This window comes from Burkholderia sp. AU38729, from assembly GCF_020419725.1.
In the GTDB taxonomy this organism is placed as follows: Bacteria; Pseudomonadota; Gammaproteobacteria; order Burkholderiales; family Burkholderiaceae; genus Burkholderia.
Map to the genome: position 1 here is coordinate 1 of NZ_JAIZQO010000020.1, position 25,596 is coordinate 25,596.

General features: G+C 68.9%; 24 protein-coding genes and 1 riboswitch. Of the genes, 21 read left to right on the plus strand and 3 right to left on the minus strand.

Going from position 1 to position 25,596, the window contains the following annotated elements:
- The 11 genes from LGM56_RS34885 to LGM56_RS34935 all read left to right on the plus strand — a co-directional run.
- On the plus strand, positions 1 to 1,325 hold a 1,325-nt coding region (locus LGM56_RS34885; protein WP_226208043.1), incomplete at its 5' end, for a chemotaxis protein CheW.
- A gap of 51 nt (positions 1,326 to 1,376) precedes the next feature.
- A complete protein-coding gene (cheW, locus tag LGM56_RS34890) occupies positions 1,377 to 1,892 on the plus strand; it encodes a chemotaxis protein CheW (protein WP_043185043.1) in 516 nt (171 codons plus the stop codon).
- A 37-nt stretch (positions 1,893 to 1,929) separates the two neighbouring features.
- Entirely contained in the window at positions 1,930 to 3,906 is a 1,977-nt protein-coding gene (locus tag LGM56_RS34895) for a methyl-accepting chemotaxis protein (RefSeq protein ID WP_226208044.1), read from the plus strand.
- 3 nt (positions 3,907 to 3,909) lie between these two features.
- A complete protein-coding gene (locus tag LGM56_RS34900; protein WP_226208045.1) occupies positions 3,910 to 4,893 on the plus strand; it encodes a CheR family methyltransferase in 984 nt (327 codons plus the stop codon).
- Complete coding sequence (gene cheD / locus LGM56_RS34905; protein ID WP_226208046.1) at positions 4,890 to 5,615, plus strand: chemoreceptor glutamine deamidase CheD; 726 nt, start codon at positions 4,890 to 4,892, stop codon at positions 5,613 to 5,615. Before LGM56_RS34900 ends, cheD begins: the two co-directional genes overlap by 4 nt.
- A complete protein-coding gene (locus tag LGM56_RS34910; protein WP_174974784.1) occupies positions 5,612 to 6,703 on the plus strand; it encodes a protein-glutamate methylesterase/protein-glutamine glutaminase in 1,092 nt (363 codons plus the stop codon). The genes cheD and LGM56_RS34910 overlap by 4 nt, the downstream gene beginning before the upstream one ends.
- 67 nt (positions 6,704 to 6,770) lie before the next feature.
- On the plus strand, positions 6,771 to 7,166 hold the full coding sequence (gene cheY, locus LGM56_RS34915; RefSeq protein WP_039346818.1) for a chemotaxis response regulator CheY: 396 nt from the start codon (positions 6,771 to 6,773) through the stop codon (positions 7,164 to 7,166).
- A 1-nt stretch (position 7,167) separates the two neighbouring features.
- On the plus strand, positions 7,168 to 7,899 hold the full coding sequence (gene cheZ, locus LGM56_RS34920; RefSeq protein ID WP_089493894.1) for a protein phosphatase CheZ: 732 nt from the start codon (positions 7,168 to 7,170) through the stop codon (positions 7,897 to 7,899).
- Between the two features lie 260 nt (positions 7,900 to 8,159).
- Positions 8,160 to 8,663, plus strand: coding sequence for a DUF2844 domain-containing protein (locus LGM56_RS34925; RefSeq protein ID WP_089424239.1), 504 nt, complete (start codon positions 8,160 to 8,162; stop codon positions 8,661 to 8,663).
- A 16-nt stretch (positions 8,664 to 8,679) separates the two neighbouring features.
- On the plus strand, positions 8,680 to 9,924 hold the full coding sequence (locus LGM56_RS34930) for a DUF3443 family protein (protein ID WP_226208047.1): 1,245 nt from the start codon (positions 8,680 to 8,682) through the stop codon (positions 9,922 to 9,924).
- Positions 9,925 to 10,092: 168 nt separating this feature from the next.
- The gene (locus LGM56_RS34935; protein WP_089493896.1) at positions 10,093 to 10,590 is read left to right on the plus strand and encodes a VOC family protein; all 498 of its coding nucleotides are present in this window, start codon (positions 10,093 to 10,095) and stop codon (positions 10,588 to 10,590) included.
- 41 nt (positions 10,591 to 10,631) lie between these two features.
- On the opposite strand, the gene LGM56_RS34940 is transcribed toward LGM56_RS34935, so the two are convergent.
- On the minus strand, positions 10,632 to 11,240 hold the full coding sequence (locus tag LGM56_RS34940; protein ID WP_226208048.1) for a hypothetical protein: 609 nt from the start codon (positions 11,238 to 11,240) through the stop codon (positions 10,632 to 10,634).
- A 176-nt stretch (positions 11,241 to 11,416) separates the two neighbouring features.
- Between LGM56_RS34940 and LGM56_RS34945 the strand changes: the two genes are divergently transcribed.
- The 9 genes from LGM56_RS34945 (at position 11,417) to metF (ending at position 21,883) form a co-directional block, all read left to right on the plus strand.
- A complete protein-coding gene (locus LGM56_RS34945; RefSeq protein ID WP_226208049.1) occupies positions 11,417 to 11,797 on the plus strand; it encodes a DUF805 domain-containing protein in 381 nt (126 codons plus the stop codon).
- A gap of 338 nt (positions 11,798 to 12,135) precedes the next feature.
- Positions 12,136 to 13,332 carry a flagellar biosynthesis protein FlhB gene (flhB, locus tag LGM56_RS34950; RefSeq protein ID WP_089493898.1) on the plus strand — a complete coding sequence of 399 codons (1,197 nt, stop codon included), beginning with the start codon at positions 12,136 to 12,138 and terminating at the stop codon, positions 13,330 to 13,332.
- 79 nt (positions 13,333 to 13,411) lie between these two features.
- Positions 13,412 to 15,511, plus strand: a complete 2,100-nt coding sequence (gene flhA / locus LGM56_RS34955; RefSeq protein WP_089493899.1) for a flagellar biosynthesis protein FlhA — start codon at positions 13,412 to 13,414, stop codon at positions 15,509 to 15,511.
- Positions 15,508 to 17,268 (plus strand): flagellar biosynthesis protein FlhF, encoded by a 1,761-nt coding sequence (gene flhF, locus LGM56_RS34960; protein WP_226208050.1) that lies wholly within the window; start codon positions 15,508 to 15,510, stop codon positions 17,266 to 17,268. Before flhA ends, flhF begins: the two co-directional genes overlap by 4 nt.
- A complete protein-coding gene (locus LGM56_RS34965) occupies positions 17,261 to 18,079 on the plus strand; it encodes a flagellar biosynthesis protein FlhG (RefSeq protein WP_089493901.1) in 819 nt (272 codons plus the stop codon). The genes flhF and LGM56_RS34965 overlap by 8 nt, the downstream gene beginning before the upstream one ends.
- A 22-nt stretch (positions 18,080 to 18,101) precedes the next feature.
- Positions 18,102 to 18,836: an RNA polymerase sigma factor FliA gene (locus LGM56_RS34970; protein WP_006484033.1), complete on the plus strand. Its 735-nt coding sequence runs from the start codon at positions 18,102 to 18,104 to the stop codon at positions 18,834 to 18,836.
- Between the two features lie 108 nt (positions 18,837 to 18,944).
- Positions 18,945 to 19,060, plus strand: a riboswitch (S-adenosyl-L-homocysteine riboswitch).
- A gap of 32 nt (positions 19,061 to 19,092) precedes the next feature.
- Positions 19,093 to 20,511: an adenosylhomocysteinase gene (gene ahcY / locus LGM56_RS34975; protein ID WP_069246874.1), complete on the plus strand. Its 1,419-nt coding sequence runs from the start codon at positions 19,093 to 19,095 to the stop codon at positions 20,509 to 20,511.
- A 162-nt stretch (positions 20,512 to 20,673) separates the two neighbouring features.
- Positions 20,674 to 21,027, plus strand: a complete 354-nt coding sequence (locus LGM56_RS34980; protein WP_006477367.1) for a phage holin family protein — start codon at positions 20,674 to 20,676, stop codon at positions 21,025 to 21,027.
- Between the two features lie 25 nt (positions 21,028 to 21,052).
- Entirely contained in the window at positions 21,053 to 21,883 is an 831-nt protein-coding gene (gene metF / locus LGM56_RS34985; protein ID WP_226208051.1) for a methylenetetrahydrofolate reductase [NAD(P)H], read from the plus strand.
- 88 nt (positions 21,884 to 21,971) lie between these two features.
- Here the strand turns inward: metF and LGM56_RS34990 are convergent, their stop codons facing one another.
- Together LGM56_RS34990 and LGM56_RS34995 are read right to left on the minus strand one after the other, a co-directional pair.
- A complete protein-coding gene (locus LGM56_RS34990) occupies positions 21,972 to 23,450 on the minus strand; it encodes an amidase (RefSeq protein ID WP_226208079.1) in 1,479 nt (492 codons plus the stop codon).
- An 81-nt stretch (positions 23,451 to 23,531) separates the two neighbouring features.
- Complete coding sequence (locus LGM56_RS34995; protein WP_226208052.1) at positions 23,532 to 24,224, minus strand: dienelactone hydrolase family protein; 693 nt, start codon at positions 24,222 to 24,224, stop codon at positions 23,532 to 23,534.
- Between the two features lie 223 nt (positions 24,225 to 24,447).
- Between LGM56_RS34995 and LGM56_RS35000 the strand changes: the two genes are divergently transcribed.
- Entirely contained in the window at positions 24,448 to 25,527 is a 1,080-nt protein-coding gene (locus LGM56_RS35000) for an NAD(P)H-dependent flavin oxidoreductase (protein ID WP_226208053.1), read from the plus strand.
- Positions 25,528 to 25,596 lie beyond the last annotated feature (69 nt).

Here is a 25,596-nt window from a genome sequence, read left to right on the forward strand (position 1 = left end):
CCGCCGCCGCGCAAGCGCCGCAGCCGGCTCAGCCGGCGGCGCAGGCCGACCACGCGCCGCAACCCGCCGCGCATCACGACGACAAGCGCGCGCGCCCGGCCGCCGCCGCGGCATCGGGCGCCGAAGGCAGCTCGATTCGCGTCGGCGTCGAGAAGGTCGACCAGCTGATCAACCTGGTCGGCGAGCTCGTGATCACGCAGGCGATGCTCGCGGAAACCGCGAGCGCGTTCGATCCGGCGCTGCACGACCGCCTGTTCAACGGGATGGCGCAGCTCGAGCGCAACGCGCGCGACCTGCAGGAAGCGGTGATGTCGATCCGCATGATGCCGATGGACTACGTGTTCAGCCGCTTCCCGCGTCTCGTGCGCGACCTCGCCGGCAAGCTCGGCAAGCAGGTCGAGCTCGTCACGTTCGGCCAGGCGACCGAGCTCGACAAGAGCCTGATCGAACGGATCATCGATCCGCTGACCCACCTCGTGCGCAACAGCCTCGACCACGGGATCGAGACGGTCGACAAGCGCGTGGCCGCCGGCAAGGACGCCGTTGGCCAGCTCGTGCTGTCGGCCGCGCATCACGGCGGCAACATCGTGATCGAGGTGAGCGACGACGGCGCGGGCCTGAACCGCGAGCGGATCCTCGCGAAGGCCGCGAAGCAGGGCATGCAGGTGTCCGACAACATCAGCGACGACGAAGTCTGGCAGCTGATCTTCGCGCCGGGCTTCTCGACCGCCGAGACGGTGACCGACGTGTCGGGCCGCGGCGTCGGGATGGACGTCGTGAAGCGCAACATCCAGTCGATGGGCGGCCACGTGGAAATCACGTCGGTGGCCGGCCGCGGCACGACCACGCGGATCGTGCTGCCGCTGACGCTCGCGATCCTCGACGGGATGTCGGTGAAGGTCGGCAACGAGATCTTCATCCTGCCGCTGAACTTCGTGATGGAGTCGCTGCAGCCGTCGAACGACGACATCTACACGGTCGGCAACGGCGAGCGCGTGGTGCGCGTGCGCGGCGAATACCTGCCGCTGGTCGCGCTGCACGAGGTGTTCTCGGTCGACGACGCGCGCACCGACCCGACGCAAGGAATCGTCACGATCATGGAAACCGAGGGGCGCCGCTTCGCGATGCTGATCGACGAGCTGGTCGGCCAGCAGCAGGTGGTCGTGAAGAACCTCGAAACCAATTACCGCAAGGTGCACGGCATCTCGGCGGCGACCATCCTCGGCGACGGCAGCGTCGCGCTGATCGTCGACGTCGCGGCGCTGAACCGCGAAACCCGTGCGATGCACGGCGCCCGTGCCGGCGCCGAGCTCGCGATGTTCTGATGTCACTCGCCATTCAACCGATTGGGGGCAAACGTGTCTGCTGAAGTCCAAATGATCAATCCGGCCGCGGCGAACGCGGCGACGAGCCGCCGCGACGCGGAACAAGGCGACGCGACGGGCCAGGAATTCCTCGTGTTCACGCTCGGCGACGAGGAATACGGGATCGACATCCTGAAGGTGCAGGAAATCCGCGGCTACGACAGCGTCACGCGCATCGCGAACGCGCCGGAGTTCATCAAGGGCGTGATCAACCTGCGCGGGATCATCGTGCCGATCGTCGACATGCGGATCAAGTTCCATCTCGGCCGCGTCGAGTACGACCACCAGACCGTCGTGATCATCCTGAACGTCGCGCATCGCGTGGTCGGGATGGTGGTCGACGGCGTGTCGGACGTGCTGACGCTGCAGACCGACCAGATCATGCCGGCGCCGGAATTCGGCGCGACGCTGACGACCGAGTACCTGACGGGCCTCGGCACGGTCGACGGCCGGATGCTGATCCTGATGGACATCGAGAAGCTGATGTCGAGCCGTGAAATGGCGCTGATCGAGACGCTCGGCGGGTAAGCGCGCTGCGCGCGCAGGAATTTCGGGAGAATCTGCAATGTTGCAAAACTGGTCGATCCGCACGACGCTCACGGCGGTCGGACTCATCCTCGTGGCGCTGGCCGCAGCCGTCGGCGGGCTCGGCCTGGTCGCGCTGAATCACGCGAGCCGCTCGCTCGACGCGATCGCGCACGTCGACCTGCCGGCGATCCACTCGCTCGACGATACGTCGTCGTACCTGCTGCGCGCGCGCGTGTCGCTCGACCGCTTCCGCTCGCTGACGGAAGCCGGCAACACGGCCGAAGCGGCCAAGGTGCTCGACCGCGCGCAGGAGCTGTACGCGAAGTCGAACCAGAACTGGCAGGCGTTCCAGGCGACGCCGAAGCTGGGCGTCGAGCAGGCGCTCGTCGACGAGCTGGCCACCCGCTACGCGACGATCGTGAAGGAAGGCGTCGAGCCCGAGTTCGCGGCCGCGCGCGCGGGCGACATGGCCGCGTACCACGCGGTCGCCGATACCAAGATCAGCCCGATGTTCGTCGCGTACGACCAGGCCGCGGCGGCCGTGGTCGCGTCGCTGCAGAAGCGCGCGGAAGATCGCCAGGCCACGACGCAATCGCAGATCTCGCTGATGATCGGGTTGATCGCGGCGGGCATCGCGATCGCGTTCGTCGTCGTGATCGCGATCCGCTTCGCGCTGCGCGGGCTGATCGTGCAGCCGCTGGAAGACGCGATCGCGCACTTCGAGCGCATCGCCGGCGGCGACCTCACGCAGCCGGTCAACGTGTTCAGCACCAACGAGATCGGCCGCCTGTTCGGCGGCATCAAGCGGATGCAGGACGCCGTCACGACGATGGTGCAGGCCGTGCATCGCGGTACCGAGTCGATCGACGTCGGCGCGCGCGAGATCTCGACCGGCAACACCGACCTGTCGCAGCGCACCGAGGAACAGGCCGCATCGCTGCAGGAAACCGCGTCGAGCATGGAGCAGCTGACGGGCACCGTGCGGCAGAACGCGGAAAACGCGCGACAGGCCAGCCAGCTCGCGGTGAACGCATCGGACATCGCGACGCAGGGCGGCGAGGTGGTCGGCCAGGTCGTGTCGACGATGCAGGACATCGCGGCAAGCTCGGGCAAGGTCGTCGACATCATCGGCACGATCGAAGGCATCGCGTTCCAGACCAACATCCTCGCGCTGAACGCGGCGGTCGAAGCCGCGCGTGCGGGCGAACAGGGCCGCGGCTTCGCGGTGGTCGCGGGCGAGGTGCGCTCGCTCGCGCAGCGCAGCGCGAGCGCCGCGAAGGAAATCAAGCAGCTGATCGGCGATTCGGCCGAGAAGGTCGAAAGCGGGTCCGCGCTCGTGTCGCGCGCCGGCACGACGATGGACGAGATCGTGCAGGCCGTGCGCCGCGTGACCGACATCATGGGCGAGATCAGCGCCGCGTCGGACGAGCAGTCGACCGGCATCGAGCAGGTCAATCGCGCGGTCGGCCAGATGGATTCGGTCACGCAGCAGAACGCCGCGCTCGTCGAGCAGGCGGCTGCCGCGGCGGCGTCGCTCGAGGAGCAGACGCGCCAGATGAAGGCGATCGTGTCGGGCTGGCGCGTGGCGGGCGGTATCGTGCTCGCGCCGTCGCGCGGTGTCGCGCGGCCGGTCGCCCATGAGCACGCGCCGGCGCTGACGTCGGAGCCGCGTTTCGATGCGACGCCGGTCGCCGCGCTGCCGGCGCCGCAGGCTGCCGCACAACCGGCACGGCGCGCCGCGCCGGCGCCGCGTGCCGCCGCATCGGGTGCTGCGGGTGCTGCGGGTGCGGGCCATGAAACGAAGCGTGCGGCCGATACGGGCGCGCACGCGCACAAGGATGCACCGGCTTCCCGCGGCACCGCTGCGGGTGGCTATGGGCCGCGTCTCGCAAAAACCGCCGCACCGGCCGACAAGCCGGCCGCGAAGCCCGCGCTCGTGCGCCCGGCGCTGAACGGCGAGAAGCCGGCGGCGGCCACGGCCGGCACGTCCGACGACGATTGGGAGACCTTCTAAACCATGCCGCACGCGCGCGCGCCGTTTCGACCCGATGCACCGGATGCCTCGCCTCGCGCGGGCGAGCCGGGGCGCGATTTCGCGTTCACCAGCGCGGATTTCGCACGCATTCGCGCGCTGATCCATCAACGCGCGGGGATCTCGCTGTCCGAGCACAAGCGCGACATGGCGTACAGCCGTCTCGCGCGCCGCTTGCGGGCACGCGGCCTCGACACGTTCCGCGACTACCTCGACCTGCTCGAGCAGGAAGACGATCCACTCGAGTGGGAAGCGTTCACCAATGCGCTGACGACGAACCTGACCGCGTTCTTCCGCGAGGCCCACCATTTCCCGATCCTGTCGGATTTCGTGAAAGGGCGGCCGGCGCCGGTCTCGGTCTGGTGCTCGGCGGCGTCGACCGGCGAAGAGCCTTACTCGATCGCGATCACGCTGATCGAGGCGCTCGGCGAATCGGCCGCGCGCGGCGCGTCGATCCTCGCGACCGACCTCGACACGCAGGTGCTTGCGAAGGCGGAGGCCGGCATCTATACGTACGACCAGGTCAAGCACCTCGCGCCGGAGCGGCTGAAGCGCTTCTTCCTGAAGGGCACCGGCGCGCAGGCCGGCCGCGTGAAGGTGCGTCCCGAGCTGCGCGCGATGATCCGCTTCGAGCAGCTGAACCTGACCGATGCGGATTACGGGATCGCGAAGCCGTTCGACGCGATCTTCTGCCGCAACGTGATGATCTATTTCGACAAGCCGACGCAGGGGCAGGTGCTGTCGCGCTTCGAGCCGCTCGTGAAGCCGGGCGGGCTGCTGTTCGCCGGCCATTCGGAGAACTTCACGTATGTCACGCAGGCGTTCCGGCTGCGCGGGCAGACGGTGTACGAACTGACCCGCGACGCCGCCCAGGGCGCGCGTCCGCGGGGCGCGCAGGCGAGCGCGATGCAGGCCCCCGCGCGCATGCATGCCGCGGGCGCCGCATCCGCTCTTGGAGAGCGCGGATGAGCGCCCTGCCGATCGCCACCAATCGCTACTTCGACAACCACTTCGGCCGTCCCGGCGTGAAGCTGCTGCCGAACGAGTTCTACACGACGTCCGAGGACATGGTGCTGATGACCGTGCTCGGCTCGTGCGTCGCCGCGTGCCTGCACGACCCGTATGCGGGCATCGGCGGGATGAACCACTTCATGCTGCCCGACGACGGCGCCGATCCGGGCGCGGCCGCGTCGGAATCGATGCGCTACGGCGCGTATGCGATGGAAGTGCTGATCAACGAGATGATCAAGGCCGGCGGGCGCCGCGAACGCTTCGAGGCGAAGGTGTTCGGGGGCGCCGCCGTGTTGGCCGGGATGACGACGATCAACATCGGCGACCGCAACGCGGATTTCGTGCGCCGCTACCTCGCGCTCGAACGCATCCGCATCACGGCGGAAGACCTGCAGGGCGTGCACCCGCGCAAGGTCGCGTTCATGGCGGCCACGGGGCGCGCGGCGGTGAAGAAGCTGCGGCTGCAGGTGCCGGGCGTCACCGAGCGCGAAGCCGCGCTCGCCCGCGAGGCCGATCGCGCCCGCACCGCACGGCCGCGTCCGCAAGTCGAGCTGTTCGCGGCGAAGCGTCCGGCGCCGCCGCAGCCGACGCGGCCGCGCATCGAGCTGTTCGGCGCGCGCAGCGCGGCGCCGGCCGCCGGCGTGCGGCCGGCGAACCTATCAAGAAAGCAGGAGGCATGACCGCAGTGCAGAAGATCAAAGTGTTGTGCGTCGACGATTCGGCGCTGATCCGCAGCCTGATGACCGAGATCATCAACAGCCAGCCCGACATGACGGTGTGCGCGACCGCGCCCGATCCGCTCGTCGCGCGCGAGCTCATCAAGCAGCACAACCCCGACGTGCTCACGCTCGACGTCGAAATGCCGCGCATGGACGGGCTCGACTTCCTCGAGAAGCTGATGCGCCTGCGGCCGATGCCGGTCGTGATGGTGTCGTCGCTGACCGAGCGCGGCTCGGAAATCACGCTGCGCGCACTCGAACTCGGCGCGGTCGATTTCGTCACGAAGCCGCGCGTCGGGATTCGCGACGGGATGCTCGACTACGCGGAGAAGCTCGCCGACAAGATCCGCGCGGCGTCGCGGGCGCGCGTGCGCCAGGCGCCGCAGCCGCAGGCCGCCGCGCGCGCGGCGGACAGCCACCCGGCCGCGCCGATGATCAACAACCCGCTCGTCAGTACCGAGAAGCTGATCATCATCGGCGCGTCGACGGGCGGCACCGAGGCGATCCGCGAAGTGCTGACGCCGCTGCCGCCCGATGCGCCGGCCGTGCTGATCGCGCAGCACATGCCGCCGGGTTTCACGAAGTCGTTCGCGCAACGGCTGAACGGCCTGTGCCGGATCGCGGTGAAGGAAGCCGAGCACGGCGAGCGCGTGCTGCCGGGGCACGCGTATATTGCGCCGGGCCACGCGCACCTGTTGCTTGCGAGAAGCGGGGCGAACTATATTGCGCAACTGTCGGACGAGCCGCCGGTGAACCGGCACCGCCCGTCGGTCGACGTGCTGTTCCGCTCGGCGGCGACGCACGCGGGCAAGAACGCGATCGGGGTGATCCTGACCGGGATGGGCCGCGACGGCGCGGCCGGCCTGCTGGAAATGAAACGCGCGGGCGCTCACACGTTCGCGCAGGATGAAGCAAGCTGCATCGTGTTCGGGATGCCGCGCGAGGCGATCGCGCTCGGCGGCGCGGACGAGATCGTGCCGCTCGCCGAGATGAGCCGTCGCGTGATGGCGCGCCTGGCGACGATGGGCGACCGCGTGCAGCGCGTTTGAATGGAATGTCACGGGGCGCGTGCCACGATACGCGTCCCGACGGAAACGAATCTGGAAAGGAACGACGATGGACAAGAGCATGAAAATCCTGGTGGTGGACGATTTCCCGACGATGCGCCGGATCGTCCGCAACCTGCTCAAGGAACTGGGCTATTCGAACGTCGACGAGGCCGAGGACGGCGCGGCCGGCCTCGCGCGGCTGCGCGGCGGCGGTTTCGACTTCGTGATCTCCGACTGGAACATGCCGAACCTCGACGGCCTCGCGATGCTGAAGGAAATCCGCGCGGACGCGACGCTCACGCACCTGCCGGTGCTGATGGTCACGGCCGAGTCGAAGAAGGAGAACATCATCGCGGCCGCGCAGGCCGGCGCGAGCGGCTACGTCGTGAAGCCGTTCACGGCCGCGACGCTCGACGAGAAGCTGAACAAGATCATCGACAAGATGGCGAAGACCGGGAGCTGACGTGAACGAGCCGATCCATGCCGCGCTGACCGGCGCCGGGTTCAGCGCCGACGGCCAGGCCGAAGGCGCCGATTTCGCGAGCGACCGCATCCTCGCGCGCATCGGCCATGTCACGCGCGCGCTGCGCGATTCGATGCGCGAGCTCGGGCTCGACAAGCATGTCGAGCGGGCGGCGGAAGCCGTGCCCGATGCGCGCGACCGGCTGCGCTACGTCGCGACGATGACCGAACAGGCCGCCGTGCGCGTGCTGAACGCGATCGAGGTCGCGAAGCCGATGCAGGAGCGCATCCAGAACGAGGCCGAGGCGCTCGACGCGCGCTGGGCGCAGTGGTACGCGGCACCGATCGAGCACGCGGAAGTGCGCGAGCTGATGGACGATACGCGCACGTTCCTGCGCACGCTGCCCGAGTCGGCTTCGGCCACCCGCGCGCAACTGCTCGAGATCATGCTCGCGCAGGATTTCCAGGACCTGACCGGGCAGGTGATCAAGAAGATCATGGACATGGTCTACCTGATCGAGCAGCAGCTCCTCACGGTGCTCGTCGAGAACATCGCGCCCGAGCGGCGCGAGCAGTTCGCCGCCACCGCGGCTGCGCTCGCGGCCGAGCAGGTCAGCCCGACCGGTAGCCCCGAGTCGCTGCTGAACGGCCCGCAGATCGCGCCGGAAGGCAAGACCGACGTGGTCCAGGACCAGGGGCAGGTGGACGACCTGCTCGCCAGCCTGGGCTTCTGACCTGCCGCAGGCATCGGCGCGCCGCGTATCGCAGTGGCGCCCGATGCCCGCGTCACACGTTCCCCGCACCGCTTTCCCACGCACGTCTCACCTGCGAGGCCCAGGGTCGTCCTGCGTCAAATTGACACTTCGACACACTCAGCAGGCATACTACGCGTCAGCAGCAACGTAGCGTCATTCGTACGATTTCATATGTTGGCAGGTGGCGCGGGCGCGATGGCCGCACCGCCGGCAACAAAGCCAGTCCCTTGGGGGGGAACGTGAAGCTGAAACGCTTGGGCTGGGCCGTCGCGCACGCGACGGCTGCAATGGGTGTGCTGTGGAGCGTCCACGCATACGCGGAACTGGGCGGCGCGCCGATGTCGCCGCCGGCGGACGATCGGGCCGCGACCGTGCGCGCCTTGCAGCGCGCGATGCGTTCGGCAGACGGCATGCAGACGAGCACGGCCGCCTATACCGTCCGCGAGATCACGCTCGGATCGGGCACCGTCATCCACGAATACACGTCGGCCGCCGGCAGCGTGTTCGGCCTCGCATGGCAAGGGCCGACGATGCCGGATCTCGCGTCGCTGCTCGGCAGCTATTTCCCGCAGTACACCGCAGGCGTCCAGGCGGCGCACCAGGCGCGCGGCTGGCGCGCGCCCGTGTCCGTCGACACCAGCGGCCTCGTGATCCGGACCGGCGGCCACATGGGCGCCTTCTCGGGCCAGGCGTGGCTGCCGGCGGCGCTGCCAGCCGGCCTGACCGGCACCGACATCCAGTGACAGCGGGAGAGCGATCTTGAGAATTCCTCGTACATTCAAGCGCTGGCTCGGCGTGCTGGGCCTCGCGGCGGCGACGGCCGTCCTCGTGACGGCTTGCGGCGGCGGAGACGGCGGCGGCAGCAGCTCGGGCAGCAACGGCAACGGCGGCAACAACGGTAACGGCGGCTCGGACGGCAATTCCGGGAACACGGCCGTCATCACCGTGAACGCCGGCGTCGCGAACGTGATCAACATCCCGACCATCAGCCTGAAGGTCTGCGCGCCGGGCACGTCGAACTGCCAGGTGGTCAACAACGTGCTCGTCGATACCGCGTCCTACGGGCTGCGGCTCGTCGGCAGCGCCGTGTCGGGCGTGCTCGGCAGCCTCCCGCAGGTGACGAGCGGCGGCGCGCCGGTCGCCGAGTGCGGCAAGTTCGTGTCGAGCTATACGTGGGGGTCGGTGCGCACGGTCGACCTGTCGATCGGCTCCGAGCAGGCGAGTTCGCTGCCCGTGCAGATCATCGGCGACCTCGGCACGACCAACGTGCCGAGCTCGTGCACGAACGGCGGCGCGTCGGCCAACTCGGCGAGCGCGCTCGGCGCGAACGGGATCCTCGGCATCGGGCCGGCGCCGGTCGACTGCGGCACGACCTGCGCGACGTCGACGTCGACGAACAACAACTATTACGCGTGCCCGAACGGCAACAACGCGAACTGCACGGTCGCACTCGTGCCGGTGGCGCAGCAGGTGGCCAACCCGGTGCATCGCTTCGCCGACAGCAGCGGGGTGAGCGTGAGCATGCCGCAAATTTCGGACAGCGGGCAGGCCAGCGCAACCGGGACGCTGACGTTCGGCCTGCCCGACCTGACCGGGAAGACGGTGATGACGTCGACCACGACGGGCGACGTCAGCGCGACGTTCCAGGGCCGCAACGTGACCGCGTTCTTCGATACGGGTTCGAATGCGTACTTCTTCAACGATACGTCGGGCAAGTTGCCGGCCTGCTCGAAGAACACGCAGTTCTACTGCCCGTCGACGACGATCAGCAATTCGGCGACGCTGACCGGCCAGAACGGCGTGAGCGGCACGGTGACGATGCCCGTCGTGAACGCGGATTCGCTGTTCTCGAACCCGTCGACGTTCGCGTTCGACGACATCGCCGGCCCGTTCGGTTCGTCCAGCTGGCTCGATATCGGCATGCCGCACTTCTACAACCGGACGATCTACTTCGGGATGGACAAGACCGCGAGCGGCGGCGCGGCGCCTTTCGTCGCGTTCTGACGCGGCACGGCGACACGCAGGACCCAGGGGGCGAGCGATCGCCCCCTTTTTTTATTCGACGGCCGTGCGCGGCACGACGGGTCCGACCGGTGCGCCGCCGCGCGCGGGCACAGCGCCTACGATGTAATACCGGCACCCATGCCGGCACGACATCGAGGAGGCAGCGCCATGAACCCGCGCATACAACGCATCACGCCGTTCCTGTGGTTCGACCGCGAAGCAGAGGCGGCCGCCGGTTTCTACGTATCGGTGTTCGACAACGCGCGCATCGTGCACGTCGCGCGCTACGGCAAGGCCGGCGCGCATGCGTCCGGCAGCGCGGAGGGCGCGGTGATGACCGTCGCGTTCGAGCTCGACGGGCAAGCCTTCGTCGCGCTGAACGGCGGCCCCGTGTTCCAGATCACGCCGGCCGTGTCGTTCGTCGTCAACTGCCGGGACCAGGACGAAATCGACCGCTACTGGGCGCGCCTGTCGGAAGGCGGCGACGAGCGTGCGCAGCAGTGCGGCTGGCTGCGCGACCGCTTCGGCGTGTCGTGGCAGGTCGTGCCGGCGCAGATGAGCGAGCTGATGACGGGCGATCCGGCGCGCGCGGAGCGCGTGATGGCGCAGGTGATGACGATGAAGAAGCTCGACCTCGACGCGCTGCAGCGGGCGGCGGCGGGCTAGGCGGCGGGAACCCGTTGCAGGCGTGAACCGGCGAACCGGCGCTAGGCCGGCGGCCGGCCGTCGCGCATCAGGCGCGTGTGATCGAGGAAGCGGTGGCCGGGCCCGTACGCGGTGCTTTCGATCCGGACGGCGTCGGCCGGCGCGACCGGGCGCCCGGCGGCATCGACCGGCACCGATTCGATCTCGACGACCGGCACGCACCAGGCCGCGCGGGCGCGTTCCGCCGGCTCGCCGCGCGTGTCGACGCAGCGGAAGGTGAAGCTCGCGGGAAAATCCTGCGCGTGCAGGGTTTGCGTCGATCCGTTCCACGCGTGGCGCAGGGCGATCGTGCCGGGATGCGGCGCGTCAGGCGCCTGCGCGCCGGGCGGGCGGGCCGGCGTGCCCGCGCAGCCGGCGGCCAGCGCGCAGGCAAGCGACAGCAACGGAACGAGCGGATGACGGAGCATGGTGCGGTTCGACCGGAATCGGCGAATCATGGCGAAGCGTAGCGCGCTTTGCACGCCCGCGTAATGCCGGCCGGTTAATCGAATGCGGCACACTCGTTGCCGATTATCGATCGCATTCGATTTCATTCGGACGTAATCAAATGCTGGATTATCCGGGGCTGTCGTTTCTGTCAGGTCTTCAAGATTATTAAAATGACGCGGCATGCAAGCCGATGGCGCCGGATTCCGCTATTGCAGCCATTCCCGCACCGCACGGGCCGGCGAGACGGCCGGTGCGCGCACTACCCGGCATGTGAAAAGAGATGGAGTCCGTCGACATTCAAACATATAATGCCGGCGTTGTTTCCGGGGTCGTCTATATAAAACAGGAGGGTAATAAAATGAATTTTTCCGAAGCCGTTCGTGCCGTACTCAATAAATACGCGACATTCGAAGGCCGTGCGCGTCGTGCCGAATACTGGTATTTCGTGCTGCTGACCACGGTGCTGTCGATCGCCGCGCAGATCATCGGCGTGGCCGGCCGCGACGGCGGCCTGATCACGCTGCTGCTGCTCGGCGTGCTCGCCCTGGTTTCGCTGGCGCTGATCATTCCGGGCATCGCGGTCAGCGTTCGCCGCCTGCACGATACGGGCCGCTCGGGCTGGTTCCTGCTGCTCGGCCTGATTCCGGTCGTCGGCGGCATCCTGCTGCTGGTATGGACGTGCTCGCGCGGCACCGAAGGTCCGAACCGCTTCGGCGCGGACCCGATCGTGGCGGCCTGACCGACGCCTGCCCCGACGCGCGACGCCGCCGCGTCGGGGCCCGATTTCGCGTCGCCCCCGCTGCACCGCTTTACTGCTTCACCGTTTCCGCGTTTTTCCCCGCTTCACGCCGTCGCCGCTCCGCCCGGAGCCGACACCCGCCATCGCCCCCGCCGGCACGTTTTTCCGCCGCGCCGCACCCCGTTCCGTCCCCCGTCCGGCCCCGTTCGCACCGGCTCGCCCGATTCCCCGAAATACCCCCCTTTCCCGGCTTTGCTCGACCGATCGGCGTTTGACGCCTCCATGAATAATCGGTGTCACTGGAAAGCGGCATTCCGCCGTACCCGACTGGAGGCCCCGTGGCAGACGAGAGCGATCTCGACAAGACCGAAGCCGCCACTCCCAGGCGCCGCGAGAAGGCGCGTGAGGAGGGGCAGGTCGCGCGTTCGCGCGAGCTGGCTTCGTTCGCGCTGCTCGCGGCCGGGTTCTACGGCGCGTGGCTGCTCGCGGGCCCGTCGGGCGGGCATCTGCAGGCGATGCTGCGCGGCGCGTTCACGTTCGATCGCGCGACCGCGTTCGACACGAGCCGGATGCTGTCGGCGGCCGGCAGCGCGAGCCTCGAGGGCTTCGCCGCGCTGCTGCCGATCCTCGCGCTGACCGGCGTCGCCGCGCTGCTCGCGCCGATGGCGCTCGGCGGCTGGCTGATCTCGTCGAAGACGTTCGAGCTGAAGTTCGACCGCCTGAACCCGATCTCGGGCCTCGGCCGGATCTTCTCGATCCAGGGGCCGATCCAGCTCGGGATGTCGTTCGCGAAGACGCTGGTCGTCGGCGGCATCGGCGGCATCGCGATCTGGCGCAGCAAGGACGAGCTGCTCGCCCTCGCGACGCAGCCGCTGCGCGTGGCGTTGCCCGATGCGCTGCACCTGATCGCCGTGTGCTGCGGCACGACGGTTGCCGGGATGCTGGTGGTCGCCGCACTCGATGTGCCTTACCAAATCTGGCAGTACAACAAGAAGTTGCGCATGACGAAGGAAGAAGTGAAGCGCGAGCATCGCGAGAACGAAGGCGATCCGCACGTGAAGGGGCGGATCCGCCAGCAGCAGCGTGCGATCGCGCGCCGCCGGATGATGGCGGCCGTGCCGAAGGCCGACGTGGTCGTGACGAACCCGACGCACTTCGCCGTCGCGCTGCAATACACGGACGGCGAGATGCGCGCGCCGAAGGTCGTCGCGAAGGGCGTGAACCTCGTCGCCGCGCGCATCCGCGAACTCGCGGCCGAACACAACGTGCCGCTGCTCGAAGCGCCGCCGCTCGCGCGTGCGCTGTATCACAACGTCGAACTCGAACGCGAGATTCCCGGCTCGCTGTACTCGGCCGTCGCCGAAGTGCTCGCGTGGGTCTACCAGCTCAAGCGCTTCCGTTCGGAAGGCGGCGCGTTCCCGGCGATGCCGGTCGATCTGGAGGTGCCGGCCGACCTCGACAAGGGCGCGTCGGTGTCCGCCGAAGACGAGCGCGAAGAACAGGAAGACACGCTCGGTAACGGAGGCACTGCATGATTAGCCCCCACGCTCACTTTCGTTCGCTGCCCCCCGAGGGGGGGGCTGCCTCCCTTGGGGCGGCCCGGCGGGAGGCAGCATGAGCACCCCGACCGGCCTGTTCGCGAAGCGCCCGAACCCGTTCGCGGGCACGAACCTGCGCGCGCTCGCGGGCCCGATCCTCATCTGCATGATTTTGGGGATGATGATCCTGCCGCTGCCGCCGATGCTGCTGGATCTGCTGTTCACGTTCAACATCGCGCTGTCCGTGATGGTGCTGCTCGTCAGCATGTACACGATGAAGCCGCTCGACTTCGCGGCGTTCCCGAGCGTGCTGCTGTTCTCCACGCTTCTGCGCCTGTCGCTGAACGTCGCGTCGACGCGCGTCGTGCTGCTCGAAGGCCACACGGGCCCGGACGCGGCCGGCCAGGTGATCGAGGCGTTCGGCCACTTCCTGGTCGGCGGCAACTTCGCGGTCGGCATCGTCGTGTTCGTGATCCTGATGATCATCAACTTCATGGTGATCACGAAGGGCGCGGGGCGGATCGCCGAAGTGTCCGCGCGCTTCACGCTCGACGCGATGCCCGGCAAGCAGATGGCGATCGATGCCGACCTGAACGCGGGCCTCATCAACGAAGAGCAGGCGCGCAAGCGCCGCCTGGCCGTGTCGCAGGAAGCCGAGTTCTACGGGTCGATGGACGGCGCGTCGAAGTTCGTGCGCGGCGACGCGATCGCCGGCCTGATCATCATGGCGATCAACGTGATCGGCGGGCTGATCGTCGGGATGGTCCAGCACGACATGACGTTCGCGGCCGCCGGCACGAACTACACGCTGCTGACGATCGGCGACGGCCTCGTCGCGCAGATCCCGTCGCTCGTGATCTCGACCGCGGCCGGCGTGATCGTGTCGCGCGTCGCGACCGACGAGGACATCGGCACGCAGATCACCGGCCAGTTGTTCACGAACCCGCGCGTGCTGAACATCACCGGTGCGATCATCGTGCTGATGGGGCTGATCCCCGGCATGCCGCACTTCGCGTTCCTCGCACTCGGCGGCGGCGCGATCTGGCTGGCCCGCACGCTGACCAAGCGCGCGGCGGCCCGCAAGGCGGCCGGCGACCTGACCGACATCGCGCCGCCCGCGGTGCTGCCGTCGGACAGCCACGAGGCGACCTGGGACGACGTGCAGCTGATCGACCCGCTCGGGCTGGAAGTCGGTTACCGGCTGATCCCGCTCGTCGACAAGAACAGCGACGGCGAACTGCTCAAGCGCATCAAGAGCATCCGCAAGAAATTCGCGCAGGAAATCGGCTTCCTGCCGCCGGTGATCCATATCCGCGACAACCTCGAGCTGCGGCCGAACGCGTACCGGATCGCGCTGAAGGGCGTCGAGATCGGGGTCGGCGAAGTGTTCCCGGGCCAGTGGCTCGCGATCAACCCCGGCCAGGTGACGGCCGCGCTGCCGGGCGCCGTCACGCAGGATCCCGCGTTCGGGCTGCCGGCCGTGTGGATCGACGTCGCGATGCGCGAACAGGCGCAGGTGTACGGCTACACGGTGGTCGACGCGAGCACGGTCGTCGCGACGCACCTGAACCATCTGGTCGTCCAGCACGCGGCCGAGCTGCTCGGCCGCCAGGAAGTGCAGTCGCTCATCGAGCGCACCGGCAAGGATGCGCCGTCGCTCGTCGAGGACCTCGTGCCGAAGACGATCTCGCTGACGACGCTGCAGAAGGTGCTGCAGAACCTGCTCGAGGAGGGCGTGCCGATCCGCGACATGCGCACGATTCTCGAAGCCGTGTCCGAACACGCGGGCCGCGGCGATGCGTTCGAGATCACGGCCGCGGTGCGGCTGTCGCTCGGCCGCGCGATCACGCAGCAGTGGTATCCGGGCGCCGGCGAGATGCAGGTGATGGGCCTCGACTCGAATCTGGAGCGCGTGCTGTCGCAGGCGCTCGCCACCGGCGCGAACCCGGGCCTCGAACCCGGCCTCGCGCACAACCTTCTGACCGGCACGCAACAGGCGATGCTGCGTCAACAGAATCTCGGGCTGCCGCCCGTGCTGCTGGTGCAGCACGCGCTGCGCGCGATGCTCGCGCGTTTCCTGCGCCGCAGCCTGCCGCAATTGAAAGTGCTGTCGTATGCCGAAGTGCCGGACACACGCACGATCAAAGTCGTTAACGTCATCGGGGGTTCCGCTTGAACATTCGCAAATTCACCGGCGCAACGAGCCGCGACGCACTTCGTCTCGTGCGCGAGGCGCTCGGCGCCGACGCGGTCGTGCTGTCGAACCGCACGCTCGATGACGGCAGCGTGGAAATCGTCGCCCTGGCAGATTCGGACCTGGCCGCCGTGGCGCCGCCGGCCGCGGCACGCCCGCGCATCGCCGCGTCGCGCCCGCCGGAATCGGTGCCGGCCGCCGCCGTGCCGGGCATCGTGTCGCGCCCGGGCGCGCCGCTGGCCCGCCCGACGGTCAATCCGTATGCGGCAGGCGAAGGCGGGCTGCCGGACGTGTTCTCGTCGGTGTTCGGTGCAAGCGCCGACGCGGACGAGGCGACGCCGCAACCTTCGGCGCTCGATGACGAAGCGCCTGCCGCGGCAGCGCCGTCTTCCGCCGCCCCCGCGCCGACCGGCGCCGCTCCGGCCGCCGCCTCCGAACCCGCGCCGTGGCTCGTCGAGCACGCGAAGCGCCTGACGCAGCAGCGCGACGCGCTGATGGCGCGTGCGCAGGCGGCGCCCGCCGCGCCGCCAGCGAGCGCGCCTGCGCCGCAGGCCGCCGCGAGCGCGACGCCGCCCAACTGGGCGCGCGACATCGTGCGCGACGCCGAACGCCGGATGCCGGCCGCCGCCACCCGCGCGCCCGACGCGAACACGAGCGCGGCGCATGCCGCGAAGGCGGCCGAGCGCACGCGCCTGTCCGCCGACGCAGCCGCCGCGGTGGCCGACGCCGTGAAGTCGCGCATCGAGCGGATCGTCAACGATACGGTGATGCAGGAGCTCGGCGAACTGCGCGGGATGATGGCAGAGCAGTTCGACAGCCTGATGTGGCACGACCGCCAGCGTCGCAGCGCCGTGCATGGCGCGCTGACGAAGCACCTGTTCGCGGCCGGCTTCTCCGCGCAGCTCGTGCGGATGCTGGTCGACAACATGCCGGCCGGCGACGGCGCGCAGACCTTCGAACAGGCCGCCGAATGGGCGCAGTCGGTGCTCGCGTCGAACCTGCCGGTGCTCGACAGCGAAGATGCGCTGATGGAGCGCGGCGGCGTGTTCGCGCTGATGGGGCCGACGGGCGTCGGCAAGACGACCACCACCGCGAAGCTGGCCGCGCGTTGCGTGATGCGCTTCGGCGCGAGCAAGGTCGCGCTGCTGACCACCGACAGCTACCGGATCGGCGGCCACGAGCAGCTGCGCATCTTCGGCAAGATCCTCGGCGTGCCCGTGCACGCGGTGAAGGATGCGGGCGACCTCGCGCTCGCGCTGTCCGAGCTGCGCAACAAGCACATCGTGCTGATCGACACGATCGGCATGAGCCAGCGCGACCGCGCGGTGTCCGACCAGATCGCGATGCTGCACGGGGCGAACGCGCCGGTGCAGCGCCTGCTGCTGCTCAACGCGACCAGCCACGGCGACACGCTCAACGAAGTCGTGCAGGCGTACCGCAGCGCGGGCGAGCATCCGGACCTGGCCGGCTGCATCCTCACGAAGCTCGACGAGGCGACCCACCTCGGCGGCGTGCTCGACACGGTGATCCGCTACAAGCTGCCGATCCATTACGTGTCGACCGGCCAGAAGGTGCCGGAGAACCTGTACGTCGCGTCGACCAAATTCCTGCTGAAGAGCGCGTTCTGTGTACCGCGTGACGGCTCGCCCTTCGTGCCGCAAGACGAGGACATGCCGACGCTGCTTTCCGCACTGACCGCACGTTCCACCGCCGAGCTTCACGAGGTGCGATTTGGATAAACGAATCATCGACCAGGCCGAAGGGCTGCGGCGCCTGCTGGCCGGGCGCGCGTCACGCATCGTCGCGGTGGCGGGCGGGCCGGCGGGGGTCGGCTGCACGTCCACCGTCGTGAACCTGGCGGCGGCGCTCGCGTCGCTCGGCAAGGATGTGCTCGTCGTCGACGAGCGTGCCGACGTGCATTCGGCCAGCGCGACGCTGGCGGGCGCGTGGCTGCGCGACGGCGAGCGCACGCGGGTCGCGGCCGGCTTCGGCCTGTGCGCCGCGGCGCGGCTCGCGCGCACCGGCTACACCGACGCGCAGCTGAGCGATTTCATCGACGGCCCGGCCGACATCGTCCTCGTCGACGCGCAGCTCGGCGCCGACGGCTCGTTCTCGGCGCTCGCCCGCGAAGCGCACGACGTGCTGGTCGTTACGCGGGTCGCCGCGCAGGCGATCACCGAGGCGTATGCGTACATGAAGCGGCTGCATTTCGCGCATGCGTTCGCGCAGTTCCGCGTGCTGACCAATCACGTCGGCAGCCACGCGGACGCGAAGACGGCGTTCGACAACCTCGCGGGCGTCGCGAGCCGCTACCTGACGGTGTCGATCGCCGACGCGGGCTGCGTGAGCGCCGATCCGCTCGTCGAGCATGCGCGCGAGCTGACGCGTGCCGCGGTCGACGCGTTCCCGTCGTCGGCCGCCGCGCGTGACTACCGGCAGATTGCCGCCGACCTGCTGTACTGGCCGATGCGTCCGCGTTCGGGTGCGGGCCGCGCCGTGCACGCGGGCGGCAAGCCGTCGTATGAGGCGGGCGCGGCACACGCCGCGTGAGCGCCACCGGAAGGAGAGAGCCATGATGTACAACGCTCAAGGAAAGATGTCCCAGGCCGACGTGCTCGCGCAATATGCGCCGCTCGTGCGACGCCTCGGGCTGCAGCTCGTCGCGAAGATGCCGGCGAGCGTCGACCTCGACGACCTGATCCAGGCCGGCATGATCGGCCTGATGGACGCGGCCGGCCGCTACAAGGAAGACCAGGGCGCGCAGTTCGAGACCTACGCGACGCAGCGTATCCGCGGTGCGATGCTCGACGAGCTGCGCAGCAACGACTGGCTGCCGCGCAGCCTGCGCAAGACGTCGCGCGAGGTCGAGCACGCGGTGCACCAGGTCGAGCAGCATCTCGGCCGCTCGGCGAGCGAGACCGAGATCGCGCAGCACCTGAACATGCCGCTCGACGAATACCAGGGGATGCTGCAGGACCTGCACGGCAGCCAGCTGATCTACTACGAGGATTTCGACCGCGCGGCCGACGACGAGCCGTTCCTCGACCGCTACCGCGTCGATCACGCCGATCCGCTGTCGGCGCTGCTCGACGAGCACCTGCGCGAAGCGCTCGTCGAGGCGATCGAGCGGCTGCCGGAGCGCGAGAAGCTGCTGATGTCGCTGTACTACGAACGGGGTCTGAATCTGCGCGAGATCGGCGCGGTGCTCGAAGTGAGCGAATCGCGCGTGTGCCAGCTGCACAGCCAGGCCGTCGCGCGCCTGCGTGCCCGGCTGCGCGAACAGGCGTGGGTCGGCGCGGAGTCCTGACCCTTTACTGACGGCCGCGCGCGCCGACGCCGCGCGCATGTGCCGGGTGCGCATCGTGTGTGCGCATGCTTGCGCATTCTGCGCGCCGATTTGCTACAATCCTCTCCGCTTTCCGAGGAGCGTTGCGACGGACCACCCTGCGTCCGCCAGGCTCGGAAGGCTTCACCAAGCAGCCGTGCGGCACAACCGCGTCGGCCCCGCTTCCTGAACGGCGCTCACGTCACCAATCTAGAAACTTTTTAGAAAGGAGGGCGTGATGAACGCCATTATCGATTCCAAAGCTTCCAACGATTACGTCGTCGCCGACATGGCGCTGGCCGGCTGGGGCCGCAAGGAACTGAACATCGCCGAGACCGAAATGCCGGGCCTCGTGCAGATCCGTGACGAATACAAGGCGCAGCAGCCGCTGAAGGGCGCGCGCATCGCCGGTTCGCTGCACATGACGATCCAGACGGGCGTGCTGATCGAGACGCTGAAGGCGCTCGGCGCGGACGTCCGCTGGGCCTCGTGCAACATTTTCTCGACGCAGGACCACGCCGCGGCCGCGATCGTCGAAGCCGGCACGCCGGTGTTCGCGTTCAAGGGCGAATCGCTCGACGAATACTGGGAGTTCTCGCACCGCATCTTCGAATGGCCGAACGGCGAATTCGCGAACATGATCCTGGACGACGGCGGCGACGCAACGCTGCTGCTGATCCTCGGCGCAAAGGCCGAGAAGGACCGTTCGGTGATCGCGAAGCCGACCAACGAGGAAGAAGTCGCGCTGTACAAGTCGATCGCGCAGCACCTCGACGCGGACCCGACCTGGTACTCGACGCGCCTCGCGCACATCAAGGGCGTGACCGAAGAAACCACGACCGGCGTGCACCGCCTGTACCAGATGGAAAAGGACGGCCGCCTGCCGTTCCCGGCGTTCAACGTGAACGATTCGGTCACGAAGTCGAAGTTCGACAACCTGTACGGCTGCCGTGAATCGCTGGTCGACGGCATCAAGCGCGCGACCGACGTGATGATCGCGGGCAAGGTCGCGGTCGTCGCGGGCTACGGCGACGTGGGCAAGGGCTGCGCGCAATCGCTGCGCGGCCTGGGCGCGACCGTGTGGGTCACCGAAATCGACCCGATCTGCGCACTGCAGGCGGCGATGGAAGGCTACCGCGTCGTGACGATGGAATACGCGGCCGACAAGGCCGACATCTTCGTGACGGCCACCGGCAACTACCACGTGATCAACCACGATCACATGAAGGCGATGCGCCACAACGCGATCGTCTGCAACATCGGCCACTTCGACTCGGAAATCGACGTCGCGTCGACCCGCCAGTACCAGTGGGAAAACATCAAGCCGCAGGTCGACCACATCATCTTCCCGGACGGCAAGCGCGTGATCCTGCTGGCGGAAGGCCGCCTCGTGAACCTCGGCTGCGCGACCGGCCACCCGTCGTTCGTGATGTCGAACTCGTTCGCGAACCAGACGCTCGCGCAGATCGAGCTGTTCGTGCGCGGCAACGAGTACGAGAACAAGGTGTACGTGCTGCCGAAGCACCTCGATGAAAAGGTTGCGCGCCTGCACCTGGCGCGCATCGGCGCGAACCTGTCCGTGCTGTCGGACGAGCAGGCTTCGTACATCGGCGTGCAGAAGGACGGCCCGTTCAAGCCGAACCACTACCGCTACTGATCCGATGCGCCGCTGCCGCGGTGCCGGGCGCGCGTCACCCGCGCGCACCCGGTACGGCGGCACGGCGCGGGATCGCCGGCTGCCGCGGCGCGCCTTCGGGCACCCGCGGCAGCCGGCGGCGGCCACTGATCGTACCGATCGACAACCGAACCGGAGCACTCCATGAGCGTCATCCTCACCTGGGTCATCAACGCGCTCGCGCTGCTGATCATCACCTACCTCGTGCCGTCGATCCACATCAAGAGCTTCGGCACGGCGCTGATCATCGCGGTCGTGCTCGGCCTGATCAACACGGTGATCCGTCCGGTGCTGATCCTGCTGACGCTGCCCGTCACGATCGTCACGCTCGGGGTGTTCATCCTCGTCGTGAACGCGTTGTGCTTCTGGTTCGCGTCGTCGCTGCTGAAGGGCTTCGAGGTGTCGGGCTTCTGGTCCGCATTCTTCGGTTCGATCCTGTACAGCATCGTGTCGTGGCTGCTGTCCGCCCTGATCTTCGGTCAGCGCGACATCGGCTGACGCATGGGCCCGCTCCATCAGAATCATGAAAACGATCGAACTCTCGTTTGAATTCTTCCCGCCGAAAACGGCGGAAGGCGTCGAGAAGCTGCGCGCCACGCGTGCGCAACTGCTGCCGCTGCAGCCGAAATTCGTGTCCTGCACGTTCGGCGCCGGCGGCTCGACGCAGCAGGGCACGCTCGATACGGTGCTCGACATGCAGAAGGACGGCCTCGAGGCCGCGCCGCACCTGTCGTGCATCGGCTCGTCGCGCGACAGCCTGCGCGCGATCCTCGACCAGTACCGCTCGTACGGCATCCGCCACATCGTCGCGCTGCGTGGCGACCTGCCGTCGGGGATGGGCGAAGTCGGCGAGCTGCGCTATGCGTCGGAGCTCGTCAGCTTCATCCGTGCCGAGCACGGCGACTGGTTCCACATCGAGGTGGCCGGCTATCCGGAGTACCACCCGCAGGCGCGCTCGCCGAAGGCCGATCTCGAGAATTTCGCGCGCAAGGTGAAAGCCGGCGCGAATTCCGCGATCACGCAGTACTTCTTCAACGCCGACGCGTATTTCCGCTTCGTCGACGATGCGCGCAAGCTGGGCGTGGAGGTGCCGATCGTGCCGGGCATCATGCCGATCACGAACTTCTCGCAGCTGATGCGCTTCTCCGAGATGTGCGGCGCGGAAGTGCCGCGCTGGGTCGCGCGCCGGCTCGAGAGCTTCGGCGACGATCGCGAGTCGATCCGCGCGTTCGGCGCGGACGTCGTCACGAGCCTGTGCCAGCGTCTGGTCGACGCGGGCGTGCCGGGGCTGCATTTTTATACGCTGAACACGGCGGCCGCCACGCGGACGATCTGTGAACGGCTCGTCATGTAAGCGTGCTCACGCGATTGCATGCGTCAAAGCCCCGCCGGTTGTGCCGGCGGGGCTTTTTTTCGTGGCTTGCGGCGCGCGGCCGCGTGCGTCAGCGCTGCGCCTGCATCAGCGGCGGGCGCCGCTCGAACCACGGCCGCGCCTGTTCGAGCTGCCGGGCGAGCCGGAGCAGCAGCGCGTCGTCGGCGTGACGCGCGGCGAACTGCACGCCGATCGGCAGCCCGCGCGCGTTCCAGTAGAGCGGCACCGACATCGCCGGCTGGCCGGTCAGGTTGAACAGTTCGGTGCAGCCGGCCCACGTGAACGCCTTTTCCGACGACTTCGCGAGCATCTCCTTCAGCAGCGGCTTCACCGGCAGCGCGGCGAGCACCTTCATCTGCGCCGCTTCGAACGGCGTCGGCTGCAATTCGCCGATCTTCACCGGCGGGCCCGCGAGCGACGCGCACAGGATCGCGTCGTAGCGCGACACGAGGCCGGCCACCTGCACGGTGAGCTGGCGCTGCCATTCGAGCACGTCCGGCAGGCGCGTGCGCGCGAGGCGCCGGCCGACCACGGCCATCGCCCACGTCGCGGCCTCGAATTCGCCGCGCTTCGGCGAGCGGCCGGTCAGCGCACGCGCGCCGAGCACCATCTCCTCGGCGATCGTCGCCCATAGCGTGAGGAAGGTTTCGGCCGCGCGCGCGTAGTTGACCTGCAGCGTCGCCGGCTCGACATGGTGGCCGAGCGATTCGAGCAGTGCGGCCGCGTCGTCGAGCGCCGCGCGCGTGTCGTCGGCCAGTGCCGGCGCGAGCATCGGGTCGAGCACGAGGCCGATCCGCAGCGGGCCGGGCGGCGTGTCGAGCTCGCCGAGGAACGTGCCGGGCGCGCCCGGTGGCAAGGTCTGGCCGGTCGTCACGTCGAGCAGCAGCGCGCTGTCGCGCACGCTGCGCGTGACCGCATGCTGGACGACCAGCTCGCCGTTCGACGGCAGGTCGACGAGTACCGGGTTGCGGCTCGGCTTCAGGCCGAACAGCCCGCAGCACGACGCCGGGATGCGGATCGAGCCGCCGCCGTCGGACGCATGCGCGAGCGGCACGATGCCGGCCGCGACGGCCGCCGCCGCACCGCCGCTCGAGCCGCCAGGCGTGTGATCGAGATTCCACGGGTTGCGGCACGCGCCGAACAGCTCGGGTTCGGTGTACGGCATCTGGCCGATCTCCGACGTGTTGGTCTTGCCGAACACGTTGAGACCGGCCGCGCGGCTGCGCGCGATCACCGGCGAATCGTCGGCGGGCACGAAATACCGGTAGTGCCGGCTGCCCATCGACAGCGGCAGCCCGGCGACCGCCGCGCCGAGATCCTTCACGAGATAGGGAACGCCGGCGAACGGCGCGTCGGCGCCGCCGTCGGGTGGGGCGGCCGCGCGCTGGCGTGCGGCTTCGTAGTCCTGCAGCACGATCGCGTTGATCGCGCCGTTGACCGCTTCGGCCTGGCCGATCGCGGCGTCGAGCAGTTCGCGCGGGCTCGCCTTGCGTTCGCGTACCAGTGTGGCGAGGCCGATCGCGTCATGCGCGAGATAGTCCGAGTGCATCGCTGTCATCCCCGTGGTGGCTCGTGGCGATGCCAGCAGCATAACGCGGGCCCGGTGCGCGGGGCCCGCGGCCGGCCGCTTTTAGAGGTGCTCGGCGAGGAACGTCAGCGTGCGGCCGTGCGCGAGCGCCGACGCGCGCTGGTTGTACGACGCGCGATCCGTGCAGTTGAAGCCGTGCTCGGCGCCCGGATAGTCGTGGAACGACGCGTGGCCGTGGCCGGCGAAGGCGGCCTTCACCTGGTCGACGGCCTCGGGCGGGATCGCGTGGTCGTGTCCCGCGTAGTGGAACAGGATCGGCTGCTTGATCTGGCCGGCCAGATCGAGCGCGTTCTGGATGCCGCCGCCGTAGTAGGCCACGGCCGCGTCGATCTTGCCGGTCGCGGCCGCGCGGTACGCGAGCTGGCCGCCGAAGCAGTAGCCGATCGCGGCGATCTTGCCGGCCACTTCCGGGCGCGCGTGCAACGCATCGGCGGCCGCGCCGATGTCCGCGACCGCGAGGCCCACGTCGGTCTTTTTCATCAGCTCGATGCCCTTGTCGCGATCCGCGCCTTCGTAGGTCAGCTCGACGCGCGGCTGCGTGCGCCAGAACACGTCCGGCGCGAGCGCGACGAAGCCGTCGGACGCGTACTGGTCGGCGACCGCGCGGATGTGCGCGTTCACGCCGAAGATCTCCTGGATGATGATGACGGCAGGGCCTTTGCCGCGCTTGGGCAGCGCGAGATAGCCGCCGAAAGTGTCGTTACCGGCGGGGATGTCGATCCATTGGGCAGTCACGTTCTGAACTCCTGGCGAACGGGGTGCGCGATGCGCGCCCCGGGGTGGAAGTGGGCGGCCTAGTGTGCCACCGATCCCGTGTCACTGCAGGGCACGCGCCCGCTTCTCGCACAGCGATCGTTTCGATCTCGATAATTCATTTTTCGGCGCTGCGCCGCTTCGATAGAGTCGATGTGCCGGCCTTTACAAAGCGCTTTCGCGCACCGTCATCGAAGGATTCACCATGTCCGCCCGTCTGTTTTCCACGCCCTTTTCCGAACGCTTCGGCCTGCGCCTGCCGCTCGTGCAGGCGCCGATGGTCGGCGCGACCACGACCGCGATGGTCGCCGCCGCGTCGAATGCCGGCGCGCTCGGCAGTCTCGGTGCCGCCGCGTTCGCGCCCGAGCGCCTCGCGACCGAAGTCGACGCCATCCGCGCGGCGACCGATCGCCCGTTCGCGATCAACCTGTTCGTGCTGCCGGACGCGACGCCCGACGCGGCGACCGTCGCCCGCGCACTGGCCGCGATCGACCCGCTGAACGCGGTGCTCGGGTTGCCGCCGGGCACCGCGCCCGCGCGCTACGCGCCCGACTTCCGCGCGCAGCTCGATGCACTCGTGGCGCTGCGCGTGCCCGTTGCGAGCTTCACGTTCGGCGTGCTCGATGCAGCCGACGTCGCGCGCCTGAAGGCGGTCGGCACCTACGTGATCGGCACGGCGACGCACGTGGCCGAGGGTCTCGCCTGGCAGGCGGCCGGCGCCGACGCGCTGTCCGCGCAGGGCGCCGAGGCGGGCGGCCATCGCGGCACGTTCATCGGCTCCGCCGACGATGCGCTGATCGGTACGCTCGCGCTCGTGCCGCAACTGGTCGACGCGACCAGCCTGCCCGTGCTGGCCGCGGGCGGCATCATGGACGGCCGCGGGATCGCGGCCGCGCTTGCGCTCGGCGCGCAAGGCGCACAGCTCGGCACCGCGTTCCTTACCTGCACGGAAAGCGCGATCGCGGCGGACTGGAAGGCGCGCCTGCTCGCGAGCGGCGACACGTCGACGCAGGTCACGCGCGCCATCACCGGCCGCCACGCGCGCGGGCTGCGCAACACGCTGATGGCCCGGCTCGGCGAACGCGTGGCCGACGCCGCGCCGTACCCGGTGCAGAACGCGCTGACCCAGCCGCTGCGCCAGGCCGCCGCGCGCGCGAACGACGGCGACTATCTGTCGCTGTGGGCCGGGCAGGGCGCACCGCTTGCGCGGCGGCGCGGCGATGCGCCGACGACGTCGCAGCTCGTCGCGGCGCTCGATGCCGAATGGCGTGCGGCGGCCGCCTGAATCGTTCATATCGGACGACGAAACGCGCGTTGTCACGCGCGTTTCATTCAATGATCACGGGCACAAAAT

Bases quoted from the DNA above. Each gene is read 5' to 3' on its own strand.
- LGM56_RS34935 (WP_089493896.1), top strand. From the start codon at position 10,093: ATGAACCCGCGCATACAACGCATCACGCCGTTCCTGTGGTTCGACCGC.
- LGM56_RS34945 (WP_226208049.1), top strand. From the start codon at position 11,417: ATGAATTTTTCCGAAGCCGTTCGTGCCGTACTCAATAAATACGCGACA.
- LGM56_RS34900 (WP_226208045.1), top strand. From the start codon at position 3,910: ATGCCGCACGCGCGCGCGCCGTTTCGACCCGATGCACCGGATGCCTCG.
- metF (WP_226208051.1), top strand. From the start codon at position 21,053: ATGAAAACGATCGAACTCTCGTTTGAATTCTTCCCGCCGAAAACGGCG.
- LGM56_RS35000 (WP_226208053.1), top strand. From the start codon at position 24,448: ATGTCCGCCCGTCTGTTTTCCACGCCCTTTTCCGAACGCTTCGGCCTG.
- flhA (WP_089493899.1), top strand. From the start codon at position 13,412: ATGAGCACCCCGACCGGCCTGTTCGCGAAGCGCCCGAACCCGTTCGCG.
- LGM56_RS34990 (WP_226208079.1), bottom strand. From the start codon at position 23,450: ATGCACTCGGACTATCTCGCGCATGACGCGATCGGCCTCGCCACACTG.
- cheY (WP_039346818.1), top strand. From the start codon at position 6,771: ATGGACAAGAGCATGAAAATCCTGGTGGTGGACGATTTCCCGACGATG.
- LGM56_RS34895 (WP_226208044.1), top strand. From the start codon at position 1,930: ATGTTGCAAAACTGGTCGATCCGCACGACGCTCACGGCGGTCGGACTC.
- LGM56_RS34970 (WP_006484033.1), top strand. From the start codon at position 18,102: ATGATGTACAACGCTCAAGGAAAGATGTCCCAGGCCGACGTGCTCGCG.
- LGM56_RS34910 (WP_174974784.1), top strand. From the start codon at position 5,612: ATGACCGCAGTGCAGAAGATCAAAGTGTTGTGCGTCGACGATTCGGCG.
- LGM56_RS34940 (WP_226208048.1), bottom strand. From the start codon at position 11,240: ATGCCGCGTCATTTTAATAATCTTGAAGACCTGACAGAAACGACAGCC.
- cheW (WP_043185043.1), top strand. From the start codon at position 1,377: ATGATCAATCCGGCCGCGGCGAACGCGGCGACGAGCCGCCGCGACGCG.
- LGM56_RS34980 (WP_006477367.1), top strand. From the start codon at position 20,674: ATGAGCGTCATCCTCACCTGGGTCATCAACGCGCTCGCGCTGCTGATC.
- cheD (WP_226208046.1), top strand. From the start codon at position 4,890: ATGAGCGCCCTGCCGATCGCCACCAATCGCTACTTCGACAACCACTTC.
- ahcY (WP_069246874.1), top strand. From the start codon at position 19,093: ATGAACGCCATTATCGATTCCAAAGCTTCCAACGATTACGTCGTCGCC.